At 44.5% G+C, this 16,914-nt stretch carries 21 protein-coding genes; 15 read left to right on the top strand and 6 right to left on the bottom strand.

Annotated features, from left to right (window positions below):
* Positions 1 to 307 precede the first annotated feature (307 nt).
* Positions 308 to 577 (bottom strand): UPF0147 family protein, encoded by a 270-nt coding sequence (locus ANME2D_RS04725; RefSeq protein WP_048089446.1) that lies wholly within the window; start codon positions 575 to 577, stop codon positions 308 to 310.
* Positions 578 to 655: 78 nt separating this feature from the next.
* On the opposite strand from ANME2D_RS04725, the gene ANME2D_RS04720 reads away from it, so the two are divergent.
* Entirely contained in the window at positions 656 to 1,174 is a 519-nt protein-coding gene (locus ANME2D_RS04720; protein WP_198527353.1) for an Sjogren's syndrome/scleroderma autoantigen 1 family protein, read from the top strand.
* Positions 1,175 to 1,367: 193 nt separating this feature from the next.
* Here the strand turns inward: ANME2D_RS04720 and ANME2D_RS04710 are convergent, their stop codons facing one another.
* Positions 1,368 to 2,600: a methanogenesis marker 9 domain-containing protein gene (locus ANME2D_RS04710; protein WP_320408804.1), complete on the bottom strand. Its 1,233-nt coding sequence runs from the start codon at positions 2,598 to 2,600 to the stop codon at positions 1,368 to 1,370.
* Positions 2,601 to 3,008: 408 nt separating this feature from the next.
* Here ANME2D_RS04710 and ANME2D_RS04705 point away from each other — a divergent pair, with 408 nt between their 5' ends.
* From ANME2D_RS04705 to fpoO, 13 genes are read left to right on the top strand one after another with little or no spacing between them, the layout of a single operon-like run.
* Positions 3,009 to 3,383, top strand: a complete 375-nt coding sequence (locus ANME2D_RS04705) for an NADH-quinone oxidoreductase subunit A (RefSeq protein WP_048089443.1) — start codon at positions 3,009 to 3,011, stop codon at positions 3,381 to 3,383.
* Positions 3,371 to 3,964, top strand: coding sequence for an NADH-quinone oxidoreductase subunit B (locus ANME2D_RS04700; protein WP_277812905.1), 594 nt, complete (start codon positions 3,371 to 3,373; stop codon positions 3,962 to 3,964). The genes ANME2D_RS04705 and ANME2D_RS04700 overlap by 13 nt, the downstream gene beginning before the upstream one ends.
* Positions 3,965 to 3,998: 34 nt before the next feature.
* Complete coding sequence (locus ANME2D_RS04695) at positions 3,999 to 4,502, top strand: NADH-quinone oxidoreductase subunit C (RefSeq protein WP_198527352.1); 504 nt, start codon at positions 3,999 to 4,001, stop codon at positions 4,500 to 4,502.
* Between the two features lies 1 nt (position 4,503).
* Positions 4,504 to 5,652 (top strand): NADH-quinone oxidoreductase subunit D, encoded by a 1,149-nt coding sequence (locus tag ANME2D_RS04690; RefSeq protein ID WP_241763304.1) that lies wholly within the window; start codon positions 4,504 to 4,506, stop codon positions 5,650 to 5,652.
* Between the two features lie 4 nt (positions 5,653 to 5,656).
* On the top strand, positions 5,657 to 6,751 hold the full coding sequence (nuoH, locus tag ANME2D_RS04685) for an NADH-quinone oxidoreductase subunit NuoH (protein ID WP_198527351.1): 1,095 nt from the start codon (positions 5,657 to 5,659) through the stop codon (positions 6,749 to 6,751).
* Positions 6,751 to 7,167: a NuoI/complex I 23 kDa subunit family protein gene (locus ANME2D_RS04680; RefSeq protein ID WP_052368570.1), complete on the top strand. Its 417-nt coding sequence runs from the start codon at positions 6,751 to 6,753 to the stop codon at positions 7,165 to 7,167. The genes nuoH and ANME2D_RS04680 overlap by 1 nt, the downstream gene beginning before the upstream one ends.
* Positions 7,161 to 7,415 carry an NADH-quinone oxidoreductase subunit J family protein gene (locus ANME2D_RS04675; RefSeq protein WP_048089442.1) on the top strand — a complete coding sequence of 85 codons (255 nt, stop codon included), beginning with the start codon at positions 7,161 to 7,163 and terminating at the stop codon, positions 7,413 to 7,415. Before ANME2D_RS04680 ends, ANME2D_RS04675 begins: the two co-directional genes overlap by 7 nt.
* Positions 7,405 to 7,659, top strand: a complete 255-nt coding sequence (locus ANME2D_RS04670; protein WP_048089441.1) for a hypothetical protein — start codon at positions 7,405 to 7,407, stop codon at positions 7,657 to 7,659. The genes ANME2D_RS04675 and ANME2D_RS04670 overlap by 11 nt, the downstream gene beginning before the upstream one ends.
* Positions 7,659 to 7,961: a F420H2 dehydrogenase subunit FpoK gene (gene fpoK / locus ANME2D_RS04665; protein ID WP_048089440.1), complete on the top strand. Its 303-nt coding sequence runs from the start codon at positions 7,659 to 7,661 to the stop codon at positions 7,959 to 7,961. Before ANME2D_RS04670 ends, fpoK begins: the two co-directional genes overlap by 1 nt.
* 1 nt (position 7,962) lies before the next feature.
* Positions 7,963 to 9,948 carry an NADH-quinone oxidoreductase subunit L gene (nuoL, locus tag ANME2D_RS04660; protein WP_048089439.1) on the top strand — a complete coding sequence of 662 codons (1,986 nt, stop codon included), beginning with the start codon at positions 7,963 to 7,965 and terminating at the stop codon, positions 9,946 to 9,948.
* The gene (locus ANME2D_RS04655) at positions 9,949 to 11,463 is read left to right on the top strand and encodes a complex I subunit 4 family protein (protein ID WP_048089438.1); all 1,515 of its coding nucleotides are present in this window, start codon (positions 9,949 to 9,951) and stop codon (positions 11,461 to 11,463) included.
* Positions 11,460 to 12,941: an NADH-quinone oxidoreductase subunit N gene (locus ANME2D_RS04650; protein WP_048089437.1), complete on the top strand. Its 1,482-nt coding sequence runs from the start codon at positions 11,460 to 11,462 to the stop codon at positions 12,939 to 12,941. Before ANME2D_RS04655 ends, ANME2D_RS04650 begins: the two co-directional genes overlap by 4 nt.
* Positions 12,942 to 12,946: 5 nt before the next feature.
* The gene (fpoO, locus tag ANME2D_RS04645; RefSeq protein WP_048089436.1) at positions 12,947 to 13,294 is read left to right on the top strand and encodes a F420H2 dehydrogenase subunit FpoO; all 348 of its coding nucleotides are present in this window, start codon (positions 12,947 to 12,949) and stop codon (positions 13,292 to 13,294) included.
* Positions 13,295 to 13,313: 19 nt separating this feature from the next.
* On the opposite strand, the gene ANME2D_RS04640 is transcribed toward fpoO, so the two are convergent.
* The 3 genes from ANME2D_RS04640 to htpX are packed head-to-tail and all read right to left on the bottom strand — an operon-like array spanning position 13,314 to position 15,153.
* Entirely contained in the window at positions 13,314 to 13,703 is a 390-nt protein-coding gene (locus tag ANME2D_RS04640; protein ID WP_048089435.1) for a ribonuclease HI family protein, read from the bottom strand.
* A gap of 7 nt (positions 13,704 to 13,710) precedes the next feature.
* Positions 13,711 to 14,268 (bottom strand): PspA-associated protein PspAB, encoded by a 558-nt coding sequence (gene pspAB / locus ANME2D_RS04635; protein WP_048089434.1) that lies wholly within the window; start codon positions 14,266 to 14,268, stop codon positions 13,711 to 13,713.
* Entirely contained in the window at positions 14,269 to 15,153 is an 885-nt protein-coding gene (htpX, locus tag ANME2D_RS04630) for a zinc metalloprotease HtpX (protein WP_048089433.1), read from the bottom strand. It lies immediately after the preceding gene.
* 112 nt (positions 15,154 to 15,265) lie between these two features.
* On the opposite strand from htpX, the gene ANME2D_RS04625 reads away from it, so the two are divergent.
* Positions 15,266 to 15,820, top strand: a complete 555-nt coding sequence (locus tag ANME2D_RS04625) for a hypothetical protein (protein ID WP_048089432.1) — start codon at positions 15,266 to 15,268, stop codon at positions 15,818 to 15,820.
* A 74-nt stretch (positions 15,821 to 15,894) separates the two neighbouring features.
* On the opposite strand, the gene ANME2D_RS04620 is transcribed toward ANME2D_RS04625, so the two are convergent.
* Complete coding sequence (locus ANME2D_RS04620) at positions 15,895 to 16,914, bottom strand: S-methyl-5-thioribose-1-phosphate isomerase (protein ID WP_048089431.1); 1,020 nt, start codon at positions 16,912 to 16,914, stop codon at positions 15,895 to 15,897.

Raw genomic sequence — 16,914 nt, 5'->3', positions numbered from 1 at the left:
GATAATCCTACTGATATTTGATAGATAATCCTACTGATATTTGATAGATAATCCTACTGATAATCTGTTACGTGATAAAATCAAGATAGCAATCCATTCCACATTGCATCCTATATATCAGCGCTTATCGGTTTACTTATCGGTTTACTTATCGATTTATTATCTATTCCAAGAAAAATACGTTTGCACTATAAAATGGTACTGAATTAGTTTTCCAGATGAAATAATGGGGTAGGTGTGATCATTTTTATATGATAGTTATGATCACTTTGATGTTCTTATTGTTCAGGCTATATTCAATATCTGTTCATCTATCCACAGGGATTGTCTCTAGCTGGCTTGATAGGCCCCAGATTAATGTCCTTGTATGGATTGGTACATTTGGGTCATTACCTATTTCGTCAAGCTTGGAAATTACCATTGCGGCTCTTATTGATGGAAGTTCTTTTTCGTTTATGAGTATGTTTTTCATATTATCTGCATTGCGTCTGATATTTCTTGGGACAGAATCATCATTGATGATCCGATCGAGCGTATTAACGCATTGCTTTATAATTTCGGTTGGTTTTTCCGACACGGTTATCACTCCGGGCTACCTTTATAAAAGAGGCCGTGCATAATTAGACTCTTGCATGAAAAGACTTTCGGTGATACAGTGTCAGAAATAGATGAAGACAGGAAAATACAGATGATAACAAGACTCCTTGAGAAAGGAGGTACCATGCTGGCTACGCATCATGAATGTGGAGCGCCGCTGTTCAGATATCAGGGAAAGGTACTCTGCCCTGTATGCAGTTTCCAGGAGAAACAGGACGTTAGAAAACAAGACGTTAGGAAACAGGAAATAAGTAAAGAAGAACAGGAAATTAGGAAACAGGAAATAGGTAAAGAAAAACAGGAAATAAGTAAAGAAGCGAGGATTAAAAAAGAACCAGAGATAACAAGAGAATCGGAAACAACAAAAGGAGCGGCAGAGCAGAGAGAAGCCAGGCCCGAGATCAGATCTGCAGAAGAACCCGGGACGGCGGATTATGATCAGATCGCTACATTAACAAGGAATAAAGTTCATAGCATAGCCATAAGTCTTGAAAGTGAAACGGATCTCCAGAGGGTTAAAGAGAAGATGGAATGCATTGAACTGGGAATAAAGATATTAAAGTTAATTCAGGGCTGATATATCAGATATCAACCGCAGATGAGCGTGCTATTAACACTTTTGGCCAAGATCAGCTTTATGGCGCTGGGGTTGCGACCCCAGACCCCTGAGGATGCGCCGCCACAGGCGGAGTTTAACGTAATGTCACAGGTTGTATATACATAATAATCCATCCCTGCACCGGGTAAGAAAAAATAAATAGTATTCACTATCATTTCTTCCTGTGCTTCAGAATATGTTCAGACAACCTTTTCTTTATATGCATATACTCAACATCAGAAAGCCCTGTGTATTCAAGCACCCCATCCCTCAGGAAACAGGGCTTGGTTATCTTGCAGCACCAGGTCATGCTTCCGAAGCATGTTCCTTCTCCATACTCAATAGGTGTTTTGCGGGCAAAATCTATCTTGATCCTCATGAACTCTTCGGCGCTTATGCCAGCCTGCTTTAGTGCACTGTGGAGGGCACACGGTTTAACAGGAAGACAGCAAAAAGCAAGCGCTCTTAAGTCTCCCCCTGCGCATATATGCTTTGGTGCATTGTACCAGCCTGTCAGGGACTGGAGTGAGCAGACCTCATCCACGAGGTAATCAATGGTACCGGGATTGGAGAGAGCTGCACGCGCAACAGATACCATATCTGCACCATGTGAGAACATCTCTTTTGCACTCTCAAAATCCACGATAGAATTGTTGCCGATTATAAATAGATCAGTTGAGTTGCGGATGCGCTTTATAACTCCTGTATCCATACCCTGCTGATGTATGGTGCCACGGGTATGACGAGTATGTATAGTACTATGAGTATTCATATGAGTATTCATAGCATTATGAATATGCATAGCGCCATGAGCGTTCATATCATTCTGAGTTTGCATAGCATCGATATGTATGATATCAGCCCCGGCATTCCTGATCGACACTGCGAGTTCAACATCATTCACCACGTTTGCCCTTGTTTTAACTGAGAGCACAACTCCTGTCTTCTTTATCTCTCTGATATAATCGCAGAGTCTTGGCAGATCTTTCAATAATGCCTCTCCAACTCCCAGATCAAGCATCTCAGGCTGCCTGCAATGTGCGTTTATTTCAAGTATTGCATCGAATTCTTTAGTTATACGTGCCGCCTCAATAAAAGGTTCTATCGCTGCGGCACGAACATTAACAGCTATCGTTGTCAATCCTTCCGTGGCCTCAAGCTCGGATCTCAAAAATTCCATTGGATCATCAGATACAAACTCACTTCTGCCCCGTGCAATTTCTTTAAGTGCTGCTTTATTTGTCCTGTCGTCCAGGTTATAGCCGCCTAAGATAACCAGACCGGCATTTTTGAATCTGGATGCAAATTTACTATCCGTTATACCGGCCACAGGGGCAAGAGCAATCGGATTTTTGGGGGATATGTTGCCAATTCTAATATTAAATAGATCTTTTATGTTTATCAAGATCAACCCTCATTTGGTGCGCTATATGAATTTTCTTTCAGTCCTGTATCATTTAAGAACCTTACGCTTAGATTGCACGGATGACACTGATACGCACGGATTAAAAGTATCCGTTTTACTCAATTCGTACCTGTACGAACCAAAAATTTAATATCCTCAGGGCTGTTAGTTATATAAAAAGATGGAGAATTGAATGAAAAGGATGGAGAATTGAATGAGGACTGCTCCAATTACTGAAAATATCTTGATTGATCAGGTAAATGAAAAAACAAATAATTCAAATGTGCAGGAGTGTGAGTACGCTACGGAGTTATTGATTACGATTATTAATTACCATCATGGCGATGATTTCATAAGCTTTTTATATCAATAATCCTTTTAGAGCGACTAACATAACAGGTGAATCAAATGCCATCAAATGCATTTTTTGATAATTATTTACCGATAGCTATACTTACGGTTATAGGCTTTGTGTTCGTGGCCGTCTCTTTATTCATGTCAAGAATTGTCAGGCCAAGCAACATGACTAAAGAGAAATTAACTACATATGAATGTGCTGAGGTACCTGTGGGAGATACAAGGATTCATTTTAATATACAATATTATATGATTGTAATTGTTTTCCTTATTTTTGATGTCGGGATTTTGTTCTTATATCCATGGGCTGTACAGCTTAAAAACCTCGGAGCTCCCGGGTTCTTTCAAATGGTTATTTTTATAGAGATACTTATAATCGGTCTTGCATATGCCTGGAGAAAGGAGGCACTAGAGTGGACCCAGTAACGATTGATACAACAAAAATCAGTACAATTAAAAAGAAGCCGCAGACGGCACTTGAAAAACTGGAGGATACAGGGCTTATTCATACTGTTCTTTCTGCAAAAGATAGAAAAGGATTGATCCTTCTAACAACAGTTGACCAGATATTTAACTGGGCGCGCTTGAGTTCGCTCTGGCCTGTTACCTCAGGTCTTGCCTGCTGCGCTATCGAGATGATGGGTGTGGCTATGGCGCACCATGATATTGCGCGCTTCGGAATGGAAATATTCAGGGCAAGCCCGAGGCAGGCAGACCTGATGTTCGTCGCCGGTACAGTGACAAAACGGATGGCGCCCAGGGTCAAACAACTGTACGAGATGATGCCTGAGCCCAAATGGGTAATATCGGTAGGCAGTTGCTCAAACACAGGTGGACCCTACCATGAATCATATTCAGTTCTAAAAGGCGTGGATTTGATCATACCAGTTGATGTATATATCCCCGGATGCCCGCCCCGACCCGAGGCCTGGTTATATGGAGTAATCCAGTTGAGGGAAAAGATCAAGAATGAGGGGTACGGAGCAAAATGGGGGATTAATAAATGAAAAACTTTAGGAAAATAAAGCGAGGTATCGCTTTATGAACCCGGCAGAAGAATTGAAACAGGCGCTTCCAGGTTCTGTCATGAGTACAGGTATGCAGGTCGATAAGCCCCTTGCTGTTATTAAAAAAGAGGAATTGCTAGCTGCTGCCGCGAAAGTAAAAGAGATGGGTTTTGATCATCTCTCTGTGATTACCGGGATAGATTATACAGATCGGTTTGAGGTAATCTATAATCTCTTTTCCTATAAGAAAAAAGAGAACCTTGTGCTAAAGGTAATTCTAGATCATAATAATCCTGAAGTGGATTCGCTTACTTCACTCTGGAAGGGAGCAAACTGGCTGGAGAGGGAAACATACGACCTTGTAGGGATTAAGTTCGCAGGACACCCCAATCTTGTAAGGATACTGCTACCTGAGGGCTGGAATGGACATCCGCTCAGGAAGGATTATGACATGGATACGGAGCAGTTCGTGACTATCGGGGAAGATGGGGAAGATATAGTAAGTACAGATGGATCAAACCTGCTGAGGAGGAAGTAACTTGGAGACAGAAGAACTTCTCATAAACATGGGGCCTGTACATCCCAGTACGCACGGCGTGCTCAGATTCAAATTAAGGATGGATGGAGAGATAATCAAGGAGTGTACGATTGTTCTCGGTTATCTACACAGAGGAACAGAAAAACTGGCTGAGATGAAGACCTATCTGCAATTCATCCCATATACCGATAGACTGGATTACGTCTCTGCTATGCCAAGCAACTATGCTTATGTTAAGGCAGTGGAGGAGCTTGCTGATATAGAGGTTCCACTGAGGGCTGAGTACATCCGTGTCCTTGTAATGGAGCTAAACAGAATAGTGAATCATCTTGTTGCTATCGGTTCTCTCTTAATGGACCTTGGCGCATCCACAATGATGATGTGGGGTTTTCGGGAACGGGAGAAAGCTCTTCAACTATTCGAGATGCTCTGCGGTGCCAGGATGACTTTCAGTTATATGAGGATTGGCGGAGTGAGAGAAGACCTGCCTGATGGCTTCATACCAAAGCTCAAAGAATTCATAGAAGATATGGAAAAACGCATAGCTGATTACGAACAGCTAATCAACAATAACGAGATATTCCTCATGAGAATGAAGGGCATTGCGACGATAAGCGCGGAAGAAGCTATCAATTATGGCATGACAGGTCCGACGCTTCGGGGCTCTGGTGTAAATTACGATATAAGGAGATTGGAGCCATACTCCATATACCCGGATCTCGATTTCAAAGTATGCGTACGCAGCGAAGGTGACAGCTATGCCAGGTACATAGTCAGGATAGATGAGATGAGGGAAAGCCTTCATATTTTAAGACAGCTAATCGATAACATGCCTGAATCGTCCATCATAGCCACTCAGAAGTATGGAATAATTCCGATGACAGGAGCGCCATATACAGCTCAAACTTATTTTCCGAGGATATTCACACCACCTGCGGGTGAAGTTTACAGCAGGATTGAAGCGCCAAAGGGAGAGTTAGGTTTTTATATTGTAAGTGACGGCACAACCAAACCTTACAGGATCAAGATACGCTCACCTTCTTTTTGTAACCTTGCAGCCATACCCCAGCTGGTGCGGGGATTAAAAATTCCTGATCTGATAGCTGCTTTTGGGAGTATTGATGTAGTTCTTGGCGATGTGGACAGGTGATACAATGACAAACGCTTACGAGCTAATAGTGAATATTTTAACTGCAATAGGTGTTTACGATCAGATATATAATCTGTTCGAAATCTTTGGGATGGCGTATGTTTTAAAAATTTTGATCGTATCTGTATTGATAGCAGTACTCTTTGCTTTTGTACTGGTTACTGTGATGTTCCTGACATGGATGGAGCGTAAAGTGGTTGCATTGGTCCAGGTAAGGTATGGACCCATGGTCACAGGACCCCGCGGGCTTCTCCAGCCTGTTATGGATGGGATCAAGCTAATTGGAAAGGAGGATATTATTCCCGCAAAAGCTGATAGATGGATATTCACGCTTGCGCCGTTTATTGTTTTTGTACCTGCACTCCTTATATTCATCCCTATTCCTTTTGGGAATTCCCTGATCATCTCTGATCTCAGGGTAGGATTACTTTATATCATTGCGATTTCAGCAGTATCGCCTATAGCTGTTCTACTTGCAGGATGGGCATCTAATAATAAGTATTCACTATTGGGCGCAATGAGGGCAGTCGCCCAGGATATCAGCTATACCATACCGCTCGCTCTTGCGGCTATTGCGGTGGTCATATTTACTGGCTCCCTCAGCACAGTGGATATAGTCAACGCCCAGGGGGATTACTGGTTCGGGATCATCCCGAAGTGGTTCATATTCCTTCAGCCAATCGGTTTTGTTCTATTCCTTATCGCTTCCATTGCCGAGCTGGGACGCATACCATTTGATTTCCAGGAATCTGAATCAGAGCTTGTGGCCGGTTTCTTTACAGAATACAGTGGAATGAAATTTGCTATGTTCTTCCTTGCAGAATATGCTCATCTATTTGCTGTCTCAGGAATAGTAGTTACATTATTCCTCGGCGGATGGAACGGGCCGGTGATTCCTTTTATCCCTGTTCAGATAACTTCACTGGTATACTTCCTGATAAAAACCTATGCTGTGATATTCTTCACGATGTGGTTAAGAGATACGGTCCCGAGAATGAGGATCGATCAATTACTTAATATAGGCTGGAAGATCATGGTGCCTCTGGCTTTATTGAACCTGCTTGTAGCAGGGTTCCTTGTGACTGCCGGGGTGATCTGATGGCCTGGATGAGCAAGAACTGGACAATGACGGGTATAATAATGGGGCTCGTTGTTACTTTAAAGCATGTTCTACATATTGGAGACAGGCCTACTGTAACAGTTCAGTATCCTTATGAGAGAATGAAACTGGCACCAAGGTTCAGAGGGCGGCATGCAGTTGATGAGGATGCCTGTATAGGCTGCGGGATATGTGAAGTAAATTGCCCGAACAGCACGATAAGGATAGTCAAGTATAAAGGAAGATGGTTTCCCGAGCTTAACCTCGGAATGTGCATGTTCTGCGGGCTATGCGTTGATGCCTGTCCGATGAATGCTATTAAAATGACCCAGGATTATGAACTGGCGGACTATACCAGGGAGAGTGTGGTGTATGGTCCTGATAGATTATTGTTTAAGAGAGGCGAAAAATGGTAGACACTGTATTTTTGATAATTTCGATTTTCACTATATTTTCATCGATTATGGTCATTCTATCCAAAAAAATAGTACACAGCGCTGTGTACCTGGCAGGTTCGCTCATAGGTACAGCCGGGCTTTTCATTCTTCTTAAGGCAGAGTTTGTAGCCTGGGTACAGGTGCTTGTCTATGTAGGAGCTGTTGTGACACTTATATTGTTCACCATAATGCTAACCGGAAAAGGAGAAGATGAACATGCTAACTAAAATCTTAAATTTAGTAGTTGCATTATTGTTGTTTTCTGTACTTTTCATAGCAGTCGATGATAGCTATAGTATCTGGTCAGGTAAAGAGGAAGCAATCCATATCGGCGTTGAGGAAATAGCAGGCGGTCCGGATATAGGGGGCGGGATATTCAGCGATTTTATACTATCATTTGAAGTACTCGCACTGCTACTGATTACTGCCTTAATCGGCGCCCTGTACATAGCTAAAAAGGAGGCATTCTGATGGCAGATCTATATTCATATCTTCTGGTGGCAATCATCATATTTACCATTGGCTCATACGGGATAATCACGCAGAGGAGCGGAATTAAGATCCTCATGTGTATAGAACTCCTGCTGAATGCCGCGAATATTAACCTTGTTGCATTCTCAAGCTTTAACGGCAGTGCCACAGGTCAGGTATTTGCTTTATTCTCAATAGCTATAGCAGCAGCAGAAGCAGCAATAGGGTTTGCGATACTTATTGCATTGTTCAGGATACGCGATACGATCAATCTTGATAATATCAATATTTTGAGGTGGTAGGATGTTCAGTGATTACGCAGCAGCGATTGTACTATTACCTGTACTTGCATTTGTATTGACGCTTTTCCTGGGTAAGAAACTCTATTCAGGCGGGGCACCGCTCCCGATTGCTGCCATTGCAGGATCGTTTATCATCTCACTCGGGATCTTCTTTGAGATCTATCCTGGTGGGGTAGTCCAGCAGTCATGGCCGTGGTTTGCGAACCTGAATATAGGCATACTGATCGACCCTCTTGCAGTGGTAATGCTCCTTATGGTCTCGTTCGTGAGCCTGCTCATCCATATCTACGCTGTAGGGTATATGGCACATGATCCTGCAAAGCCGCGCTATTTTGCAGAAACATCGCTCTTCACAGCAGCCATGCTTGCCGTTGTGCTATCAGATAACATACTCCAGTTCTTCATTGCATGGGAGATCGTTGGAGTATGCTCGTTCCTCTTGATCGGCTTCTGGTACCATAAGCCCTCAGCAGCAGCCGCAGCAAAGAAGGCATTTCTTGTGACAAGGGTAGGTGATGTACTATTCCTTGCAGGGATCGTCCTGCTCTATGTCAACATGAGCGAGCTTATAGCAGGTCGTGCGCTAACCCCTGAATCAGGTAACTTTATCCTTCAGTTCAAAACCATGTTCGAGGCAATACCGTACATTGATTCCGGACAGTTAACTCTTATAACATTACTGTTCTTCGGCGGTGCTATTGGCAAGAGCGGTCAGTTCCCGCTTCATGGGTGGCTGCCCGATGCAATGGAAGGCCCAACAACGGTATCCGCACTGATCCATGCAGCAACGATGGTTACTGCAGGCGTGTACCTTGTCGCAAGGACGTTCCCTATGTTTGTGGCTACACCTGATTCACTGGTCCATGGTATTCCGGATTCACTTCTGGTCGTGGCCATTGTCGGCGGGTTCACGGCATTGTTCGCCGCCACAATGGGACTTGTTATGAACGATATTAAAAGGGTGCTTGCTTACTCGACAGTGAGTCAACTGGGATACATGATGCTCGCACTCGGCACAGCAGGCGCGGTGATCGGAGCCAAAGCTGTTGGTATCTCCATGTTCCACCTTATAAGTCATGCATTTTTCAAGGCACTGCTGTTCCTGTGCGCGGGAAGTGTTATCCATGCAGTGGGCACAAACGATATCCGCGAGATGGGCGGGTTATTTGGCAAGATGAAGATAACAGCAATCACCATGCTGATAGCAGCACTCGCCCTTGCAGGAATCGGTATTCCCTTCATTAACATAGGTACGGCAGGTTTCTTCAGCAAGGATATGATCATAGAAGGGGCGTTTGAATATGGAGAAATAACAGGCGGCTGGGGCTGGGTATTTTACGGCTTTGCCATTCTGGCAGCACTCCTGACCTCCATTTATATATTCAGGCTGTGGTTCATGACATTTACAGGAAAACCGCGTTCTGAGCGTCGCGCTCACGAATCCCCGAATATAATGACGCTTCCATTGATGATCCTGGCTGTATTTGCCCTTTTCTTCGGTTTCTCTCAATCTGGATTCTATCCTTATCTTGAGACTAACTTTGAGCTCATGGGTGTAGAAATAGCAGGACATGAGGGTGAGGCACTCCATCCGTCTGCGATCATAATTATGCTGCCTGTAATTGTGGGAGTGCTCGGTATCGTGATATCGTATATGATATATCACAGGCGGATGCTGGATATGAGTAAAATCGTATCATCTGAAAACCCGCTGTACAAGCTGTTGATAAACAGGTATTATGAGCCCAGATTATCAGCAGATATAATAGGTGTTAAATTGACTCATGATGTCGCTGCTCAGTCTGGTGAGTTTGTGGACAGAAAGATAATCGATGGACTTGTGATCGATAATATCATCAGTAGCACATTATTCCAGGTTGGCGAAGTTATAAGAAAACTGCAGACAGGGGTGGTACAGAACTATGCTGCTATTACTCTTTTAGGAGTAGGTCTGCTGATACTTTTGCTTAAAATAGGAGGTATGTAAATGTCTGGTCTAATCTCACTGATGATAATAATCCCTCTTATCGGAGCAATTCTTACGTTTCTGACAAGGACCAGGGGACAGGCAAGGATAGTTGCAATTCTGGCATCAGGACTCTCGCTTGTTCTATCTCTGCTGCTATTCATGCGTTTTGACAGCTCGATTCCAACCATACAGTTTGGAGAATCGTATGTATGGATCAGCAGCCTTGGAATTAATCTGAAGTTCGGTCTTGATGGTATAGGGCTGCCGCTTGTGCTTTTAGCGAATATAATCATCCCGCTCACAATAATATTTGCCTGGGGTGAGACAAAACAGGCAAACCGCTTCTACGGCCTGATACTGCTTGAGCAGGTAGGAGTTCTTGGAGTCTTTACCTCTCTTGATTTCTTTGTGTTCTATATATTCTGGGAGGTTGTGCTGATTCCCATGTATTTCCTTATCAGCATCTGGGGAGGGCCAAGGAAGGACTACTCGGCGATAAAGTTCTTTATATATACACATGTGGCAAGCCTTGTGATGCTCCTTGCGATCTTTTCCCTTTACTTCAATGCATTGAGTATAACAGGAACCCCGAATTTTGATATTTTCCATTTACTGAAAAATTACCAGGTAATGGATGGCTGGTTGATACAGGATATAATAACGTTGAAAGATGCGATATTCCTGGCACTGCTCTTTGGTTTTATCGTAAAGATGCCGGCTGTGCCTTTCCATACATGGTTACCGGATGCGCATGTGGAAGCACCCACTGCCGGCAGTGTCATACTCGCCGCGCTCTTGCTTAAGATGGGAGGATATGGTCTTTTCAGGATAATACTTCCAATTCTTCCATATTCCGATTCTCATGGCATATTGATAAGTCTGATGGCAATAATCGGTGTTCTGAGCATACTTTACGGGACATTCCTTGCCCTTGCACAGCGCGACCTCAAGAAGATGGTGGCGTATTCGAGCATCAGTCATATGGGTTTTGTCATGCTGGGTGCAGCAGCCCTCATTCCGCTGTCTGTAAGCGGGGCAATGTACCAGCAGTTCTCTCACGGGCTTATTACAGGCATCCTGTTCATGTCATGCGGCGTGATCCAGCACTCAGCAGGCACAAGAATCATAGGTGACCTCGGGGGCATAGCCAAACATATGCCAAGACTTACCTTCCTTATGCTGGCAGGATTCCTTGCATCGCTTGGACTGCCGGGCATGAGCGGGTTTATTGCAGAGTTCCTGGTACTTGTTAACTCATACTTCACACTACCCACGTTCGTGATACTGGCCCTCTTTGGAATCGTGTTCACTGCAGGCTACCATCTCTGGGCAATGCAAAGAGCTGTGTTCGGTACCTATAACCAGAAACTGGGGCATATCCATGATATAGCCAGTTATGAGATGGTCTCCATGTCCGTACTTGTACTGCTGGTAATATTCTTCGGGCTCAATCCCGGTCCTGTACTTAATATGATGACTACAAACGCAGAACAATTATTGGAGTTTGTTGTATTGAGAGGAGTGATAACATGAGCTATCTTTTGCTCCTTCCAGAACTACTGCTGATATCCCTGGCATTGGTAATAGTACTACTGGGACTTATGATCAGTGATAGGTCCAAGAACCTGCTGGGATATCTGAGCGCAGGCGGACTTCTGGCTTCGATCGTATTTATTCTGGCCATAAAAGGCGAGGGAAGTTTCTTCTATGATGCTTTTGTGGTTGACCCGCTATCGCAGATCTTCAAATTGATATTCGCAGTAGTATCATTACTGGCTGTAATAGCATCGGTCACATACTTCAAAGGCAGCCGCAACCAGGATGAGTATTATGCATTACTTCTTCTTGCTACTGTTGGAATGATGGTTGTGGCATCTGCCAATGATCTGGTTGCACTGTTTGTTGGATTTGAGCTTGCCAGCATGGCAACGTATGTGCTTGCAGGTTTTGAGAAGAGGAACCCTGCATCCCTGGAAGCTGCACTGAAATATTTTGTTATAGGATCGCTCTCCTCGGCATTGATGCTGTTCGGTATGTCACTGGTGTACGGTATAACAGGTTATACAAGTATTCCAGGAATCATTGAGTTTTTCACCACCAATCCTCAGGCGGCGACCGGCGCGATTAATATAGTCGCAATGCTGTTCCTTGTTGCAGGATTTGCTTTTAAGATGGCGCTTGTTCCGTTCCACATGTGGGCTCCGGATACATATGAGGGCTCACCGACTGTGGTCTCCGCCCTGCTGGCAGCAGGCTCGAAAAAGATGGGATTCGTTGCCGCCTTCAAGGTTCTTGTGCTTGCCCTGGTGGCAATGCGTGCTGATATCCAGCTTGCGTTTGCAGTTCTTGCAGTAGTTACGATGACATACGGTAATATTGTAGCGATATCGCAGAGAAGCATCAAGCGAATGCTTGCCTATTCTTCTATTGCTCAGGCAGGTTACATATCACTGGCATTCGTTGCCATCACTCCTGAGATGTCTCAGATGGCAATTGGCGGAGGTATATTACTGGCTCTGGGCCATGCCCTGATGAAGGGCGGTGCGTTTATCGCGGTTGCAGTTGTCGGTTACATGGTTCTATCTGATAACAGGAATGTAAAGAACACGGATGATCTTGAGCATTTTGCAGGATTAGGAAAACGCGCCCCGATTACGGCATTCGCAATGCTTGTATTTCTCCTTGCCCTTGCCGGTATTCCTCCGTCTGCAGGTTTCATCGGAAAGTTCGTGATCTTCTATTCGATCACTGTTGATGCTGTGATACAGGCAAGCGGATGGATGCTGTTCATTGTGATCGTGGCCATATTAAACAGCGCGCTGTCCATCTATTACTACGCCCGTGTTATAAGGTACATGTATGTACTGCCTCCCGCCGGAGAAAGGATAAAGGAGCCTACCCCTTATGTGGTAGCGATTGTACTGGCCCTGATAGGGACGATAGGGATAGGTGTATATCCTGAGCCCTTTATCCAGATGGCAATGGATGCAGCAAAAGTGCTAGGAGTGTGATTTAAATGGCAGATTGTAATTTGTGCGGCGTTTCAAGACCCACCCTGTGCCCTGTAAAAGTGAATGACCCGAGTGTTTCATCAGCGTACCCTACAGGTACATGGCGGGGCATTAATGAGGAGTGCCTTCATAGCTGTCATGAGGCAAACCTTAACAGGGTACCTATAAGAGCAAAGAAGTGCGATCTGTGCGGCATAAAAAATGCACCTCTTTTCCAGGTTAAGGTCAGTGTACCGATCTTCCAGGAGCCTTACCACAGGGCGATCAGTAAGGCTATTTGCGAGAGCTGTCTTGGGGCATGCGAAGAATCAATACAGAGGCGCGAAGCTGAGAAGAAAGAGGCGCACCATTAATTTTTTAACTGAAGCAGCTTTAGAATAAAGATTTATTCGACAGAGCATCGGCATAGATGTTCTCTTCCCTTGTTATCCATTTAAACCTCAATCTCTCAAAGCTATTACTTAATTTTTTTGCCTCATGGAATAATGGCATGAGATTACTGCTTCTTACCCTGTACTTCCCTGTGATCTGTCTTATGATCAACTGGCTATCCCCCCTCACCTCCAGTTCCCTGCACCCATGATCCTTTGCAAGCTTTAACCCCTCAATCAATGCGCTCCACTCTGCGATATTGTTCGTCCCTGTGCCCAGGAATTTTGAGAGATCTTTTACCTTCTTTCCGTCCCTGAACAAAACAACTCCTATAGCCATAGGCCCTGGATTACCCCTGCACGCACCGTCAAAGAATAATATGCAGCTCATAGTTATGCTATACAGGTATATCCCACAACGGATACCACCGCTCTACATCCTTCTCAATAGGAAGCTCTTTATCCATAACAGAGCGAAGCCTGAACTCGTAGGTAGAGTCCCTCTGTTTTCCTTTTGGCACGAATGGGTAGAATCTTGCCTGTTTATAATTGTATATCCAGTAAACCGTAGATTCATTCCCGAATTTAAAAACAGCACACAGAAGCTGCTCATCAAACCCGTGCTCTGCCAGTGTCTGGCTCACAAGGTATAATGTGGCTACAAGATCCTCAAAATGTTCATCATTCAATATAACCCAGAGGTATCCATACGAATCCTTCTGCATCTTATAGGTGGTATTCGTCTCCTGACAGCTTCGTTGAAGCAATTCACTTATCTCGATCTGGGCATTCCTGAACCTTGAAGCTTCAATAGGTCTAAAACAGATGCCTGCGCCTTTTGATATCAGGTTAAGATTGGTACTAAGCGTGATGTAGGCTGTGGACATTGCAAACAATCTATCAGGTTTTGGTTTTGGGAGTTTGCTTCTGCCAAGCAGCGTATCCAGGAGACCCATTTAAAACTCCATCCTCCTCTCCATCTCCTCAAGCGCACGTATACGTTTCTCTACTGGCGGATGCGTTGAGAAAAAATCCATCACCGACTCACCTGATATCGCAGGGATAATGAAGAACGCCTTCATACCTTCCACTTCCCTTAAGTCGCGTGATGGTACGCGTTCCATGAGCCCGCTTATTCTCATCAGGGCTGAGGCAAGATGCGAGGGACGACCTGTAATTATTGCCGAACCGCGGTCTGCTGAGAGCTCACGATACCTTGAGAGAGCACGGATGAGAAGAAAACTCAGAATCCATACCACAATTGAGACCACCCATACTATTATCGCAGCGCCTGCGCCTCTTCGATCACGCCCGCCCATTCCGAAAAACAGCATGTTCCGTACAAGGAAAAAGGCAACAGTGGATAGAAAGCTTGCAATAGTGATGACGACCATATCCCGATTCTTGACATGGCTCAGCTCATGTGCAAGCACGGCCTCAAGCTCGGGCTGGTTTAACCGCTGCATCAGGGAAGTGGTGACTGCCACAACTGCGCTTCCTTTGCTCTTTCCCGTTGCAAAGGCATTGGGAACATTGCTGTTCACAACAGCGATCTTTGGTTTTGGAAGATCAGCTATAGCGCAGAGTCTTGACACTGTCTCATGAAGGCGCGGTTCCTCTTGTTCACTCACAACACGTCCCCCAACGCTCCAGAGCACAAGCTTATCTGATAAGAAGAACTGGATAAACAGGAAAAATCCTGCAAAAATAATTAGATAGAATGTACCGACCCCTCCATATGCCGACAAAATAACCAGAAAGAAAAGATAGAGTGCGGCAAGCAGGAACATGGTCAATATCATGCGGGCCTGCAGTCCATAGTCATGGTACCATTTTTTCATTTTATGTTTCTCCCAGATTAACAATGTAGTTGATTATATTAAAAATTGGCGCTGGCTACGATGCAGCAAATTACATATAGAATCACAGATTAATAAAAACGAAGGTACATAAATGCAAAAACTTAGATTTACAATTAAAGGCAGTAAGGTGCATGATGCTGGTTACAGAGTATTGCTTGTCAATAAAGCCCTTTCTCTAGGTGTAAATAACTTTAATACGTTCAATACGTATATCAACAGCACTCAGGCAGTAATAGCAATCATTGAAGCTGGTGACGAAGTAATCGAGGAATTTAAAAATTTTGTTCTCACTTTTACTCCCAAAGAGGCTATTGTAGAAGATATATCTTTTGAAGGATATAAGAGCACAGTTCCGCCTATAGAGCGCGTGATGCAGGCATTCCAGATGGAACAGTGGGGAAAGGGCATCCCAATACTTTTGAGAATGCTGGAAGGGCAGGATAAAATGCTGGAAAAGCAGGATTCTTTAATAAAAGTGACTGAAAAGGGATTCGCTGATATGAAAACAGGGTTCAGGGAGGTCAAGGAGGAAATTCATCTGGTGCGGGATGACTTCCGTGAGATGTTCATGCACGAGGTCAGCGAACTCAGAGGCGAGATAGCGGAGATAAAGGCTACGCTTTCAAGGATGCAGGAAGCGGAATAAAAGGAGATTCTACAAAACATATCAGTAAGATCTCAAATTACTCTACCATCTGTGTGTATCTGCGGTTCTGTTTACTATATCCTGACTTCATCAATCAAAAACGGTGGGTAGAAGATACCATTCTCAGTGATTATTGCGCTCACATACTCCATTGGAGTGGCATCAAATGCAGGGTTATACACCTCAACATCAAGCGGTGCTATCTGATGGCTTCCGAAATATCTCATCTCGCCAGGGTCTCTTAGCTCGATCTCGATCTCATCCTCCATGCGCTCAAAATCGAACGTGGAGACGGGTGCAGCCACGTAGAACGGTATATCATGCTCTTTTGCAAGGACAGCATGTGTATAAGTCCCTATTTTGTTAAACACTGCATCCTGTGTGATCCTGTCAGCTCCCACGATCACTTTATCAACCATGCCTTTTCGCATCACATGGCCCGACATGCTGTCTGTAATAAGGGTAACCGGAATCTTATCCTGGACCAGCTCCCAGGTGGTGATGCGGCTCCCCTGGTTCAGGGGTCGGGTTTCGCATGAGATAACTTTTATATCCTTTCCTTCAGCGCGTGCAGAGCGGATAACGCCAAGGGCCGTCCCCCAGTCAACACAGGCAAGCCTGCCGGCATTGCAGTGGGTCATGACAGTATCGCCGTCTTCAAGTAATGATGCGCCATATTCGCCCAGCCGCATATTCTTCTCCACATCCTCATCAGCTATGGCTTTTGCTTCATCGAGGATGAACATCCTTGCTTCTTTTATATTCCTTGCATCCTCGACTGCACTGATAACACGGTTAACACTCCATGAAAGATTCACGGCAGTAGGTCTTGTAGCGATGATCGTTTTGCCGGCATTCTCGATATCGTCCATCAATTCATTGAGAGAAGATGCATTACTTTTAAAAGCAGCCAGGGCTATACCAAACCCTCCTGCAGCTCCAAGAGCAGGTGCTCCCCTCACGCGCAGGCGCTTTATGGCCTCGCACAAAGAATCAACCGTGCTGCACTCGATCACTTTATATTCCCCTGGAAGAAGGGTTTGATCTGTCATGGTAATACTGTTTTTCTTATAGTCCCAGTCTATAGTCCTCAT

It is taken from the genome of Candidatus Methanoperedens nitratireducens (genome assembly GCF_000685155.1).
GTDB lineage: Archaea > Halobacteriota > Methanosarcinia > Methanosarcinales > Methanoperedenaceae > Methanoperedens > Methanoperedens nitratireducens.
This window is presented reverse-complemented; position numbering and strand designations above follow the sequence as displayed.

What these genes read in the sequence shown, in the direction of transcription:
- ANME2D_RS04705 (WP_048089443.1), top strand. Translation starts at nt 3,009, where the DNA reads ATGCCATCAAATGCATTTTTTGATAATTATTTACCGATAGCTATACTT.
- ANME2D_RS04695 (WP_198527352.1), top strand. Translation starts at nt 3,999, where the DNA reads ATGAACCCGGCAGAAGAATTGAAACAGGCGCTTCCAGGTTCTGTCATG.
- nuoH (WP_198527351.1), top strand. Translation starts at nt 5,657, where the DNA reads ATGACAAACGCTTACGAGCTAATAGTGAATATTTTAACTGCAATAGGT.
- ANME2D_RS04680 (WP_052368570.1), top strand. Translation starts at nt 6,751, where the DNA reads ATGGCCTGGATGAGCAAGAACTGGACAATGACGGGTATAATAATGGGG.
- ANME2D_RS04675 (WP_048089442.1), top strand. Translation starts at nt 7,161, where the DNA reads ATGGTAGACACTGTATTTTTGATAATTTCGATTTTCACTATATTTTCA.
- ANME2D_RS04670 (WP_048089441.1), top strand. Translation starts at nt 7,405, where the DNA reads ATGCTAACTAAAATCTTAAATTTAGTAGTTGCATTATTGTTGTTTTCT.
- fpoK (WP_048089440.1), top strand. Translation starts at nt 7,659, where the DNA reads ATGGCAGATCTATATTCATATCTTCTGGTGGCAATCATCATATTTACC.
- nuoL (WP_048089439.1), top strand. Translation starts at nt 7,963, where the DNA reads ATGTTCAGTGATTACGCAGCAGCGATTGTACTATTACCTGTACTTGCA.
- ANME2D_RS04655 (WP_048089438.1), top strand. Translation starts at nt 9,949, where the DNA reads ATGTCTGGTCTAATCTCACTGATGATAATAATCCCTCTTATCGGAGCA.
- ANME2D_RS04650 (WP_048089437.1), top strand. Translation starts at nt 11,460, where the DNA reads ATGAGCTATCTTTTGCTCCTTCCAGAACTACTGCTGATATCCCTGGCA.
- fpoO (WP_048089436.1), top strand. Translation starts at nt 12,947, where the DNA reads ATGGCAGATTGTAATTTGTGCGGCGTTTCAAGACCCACCCTGTGCCCT.
- ANME2D_RS04640 (WP_048089435.1), bottom strand. Translation starts at nt 13,703, where the DNA reads ATGAGCTGCATATTATTCTTTGACGGTGCGTGCAGGGGTAATCCAGGG.
- pspAB (WP_048089434.1), bottom strand. Translation starts at nt 14,268, where the DNA reads ATGGGTCTCCTGGATACGCTGCTTGGCAGAAGCAAACTCCCAAAACCA.
- htpX (WP_048089433.1), bottom strand. Translation starts at nt 15,153, where the DNA reads ATGAAAAAATGGTACCATGACTATGGACTGCAGGCCCGCATGATATTG.
- ANME2D_RS04625 (WP_048089432.1), top strand. Translation starts at nt 15,266, where the DNA reads ATGCAAAAACTTAGATTTACAATTAAAGGCAGTAAGGTGCATGATGCT.
- ANME2D_RS04620 (WP_048089431.1), bottom strand. Translation starts at nt 16,914, where the DNA reads ATGAGGACTATAGACTGGGACTATAAGAAAAACAGTATTACCATGACA.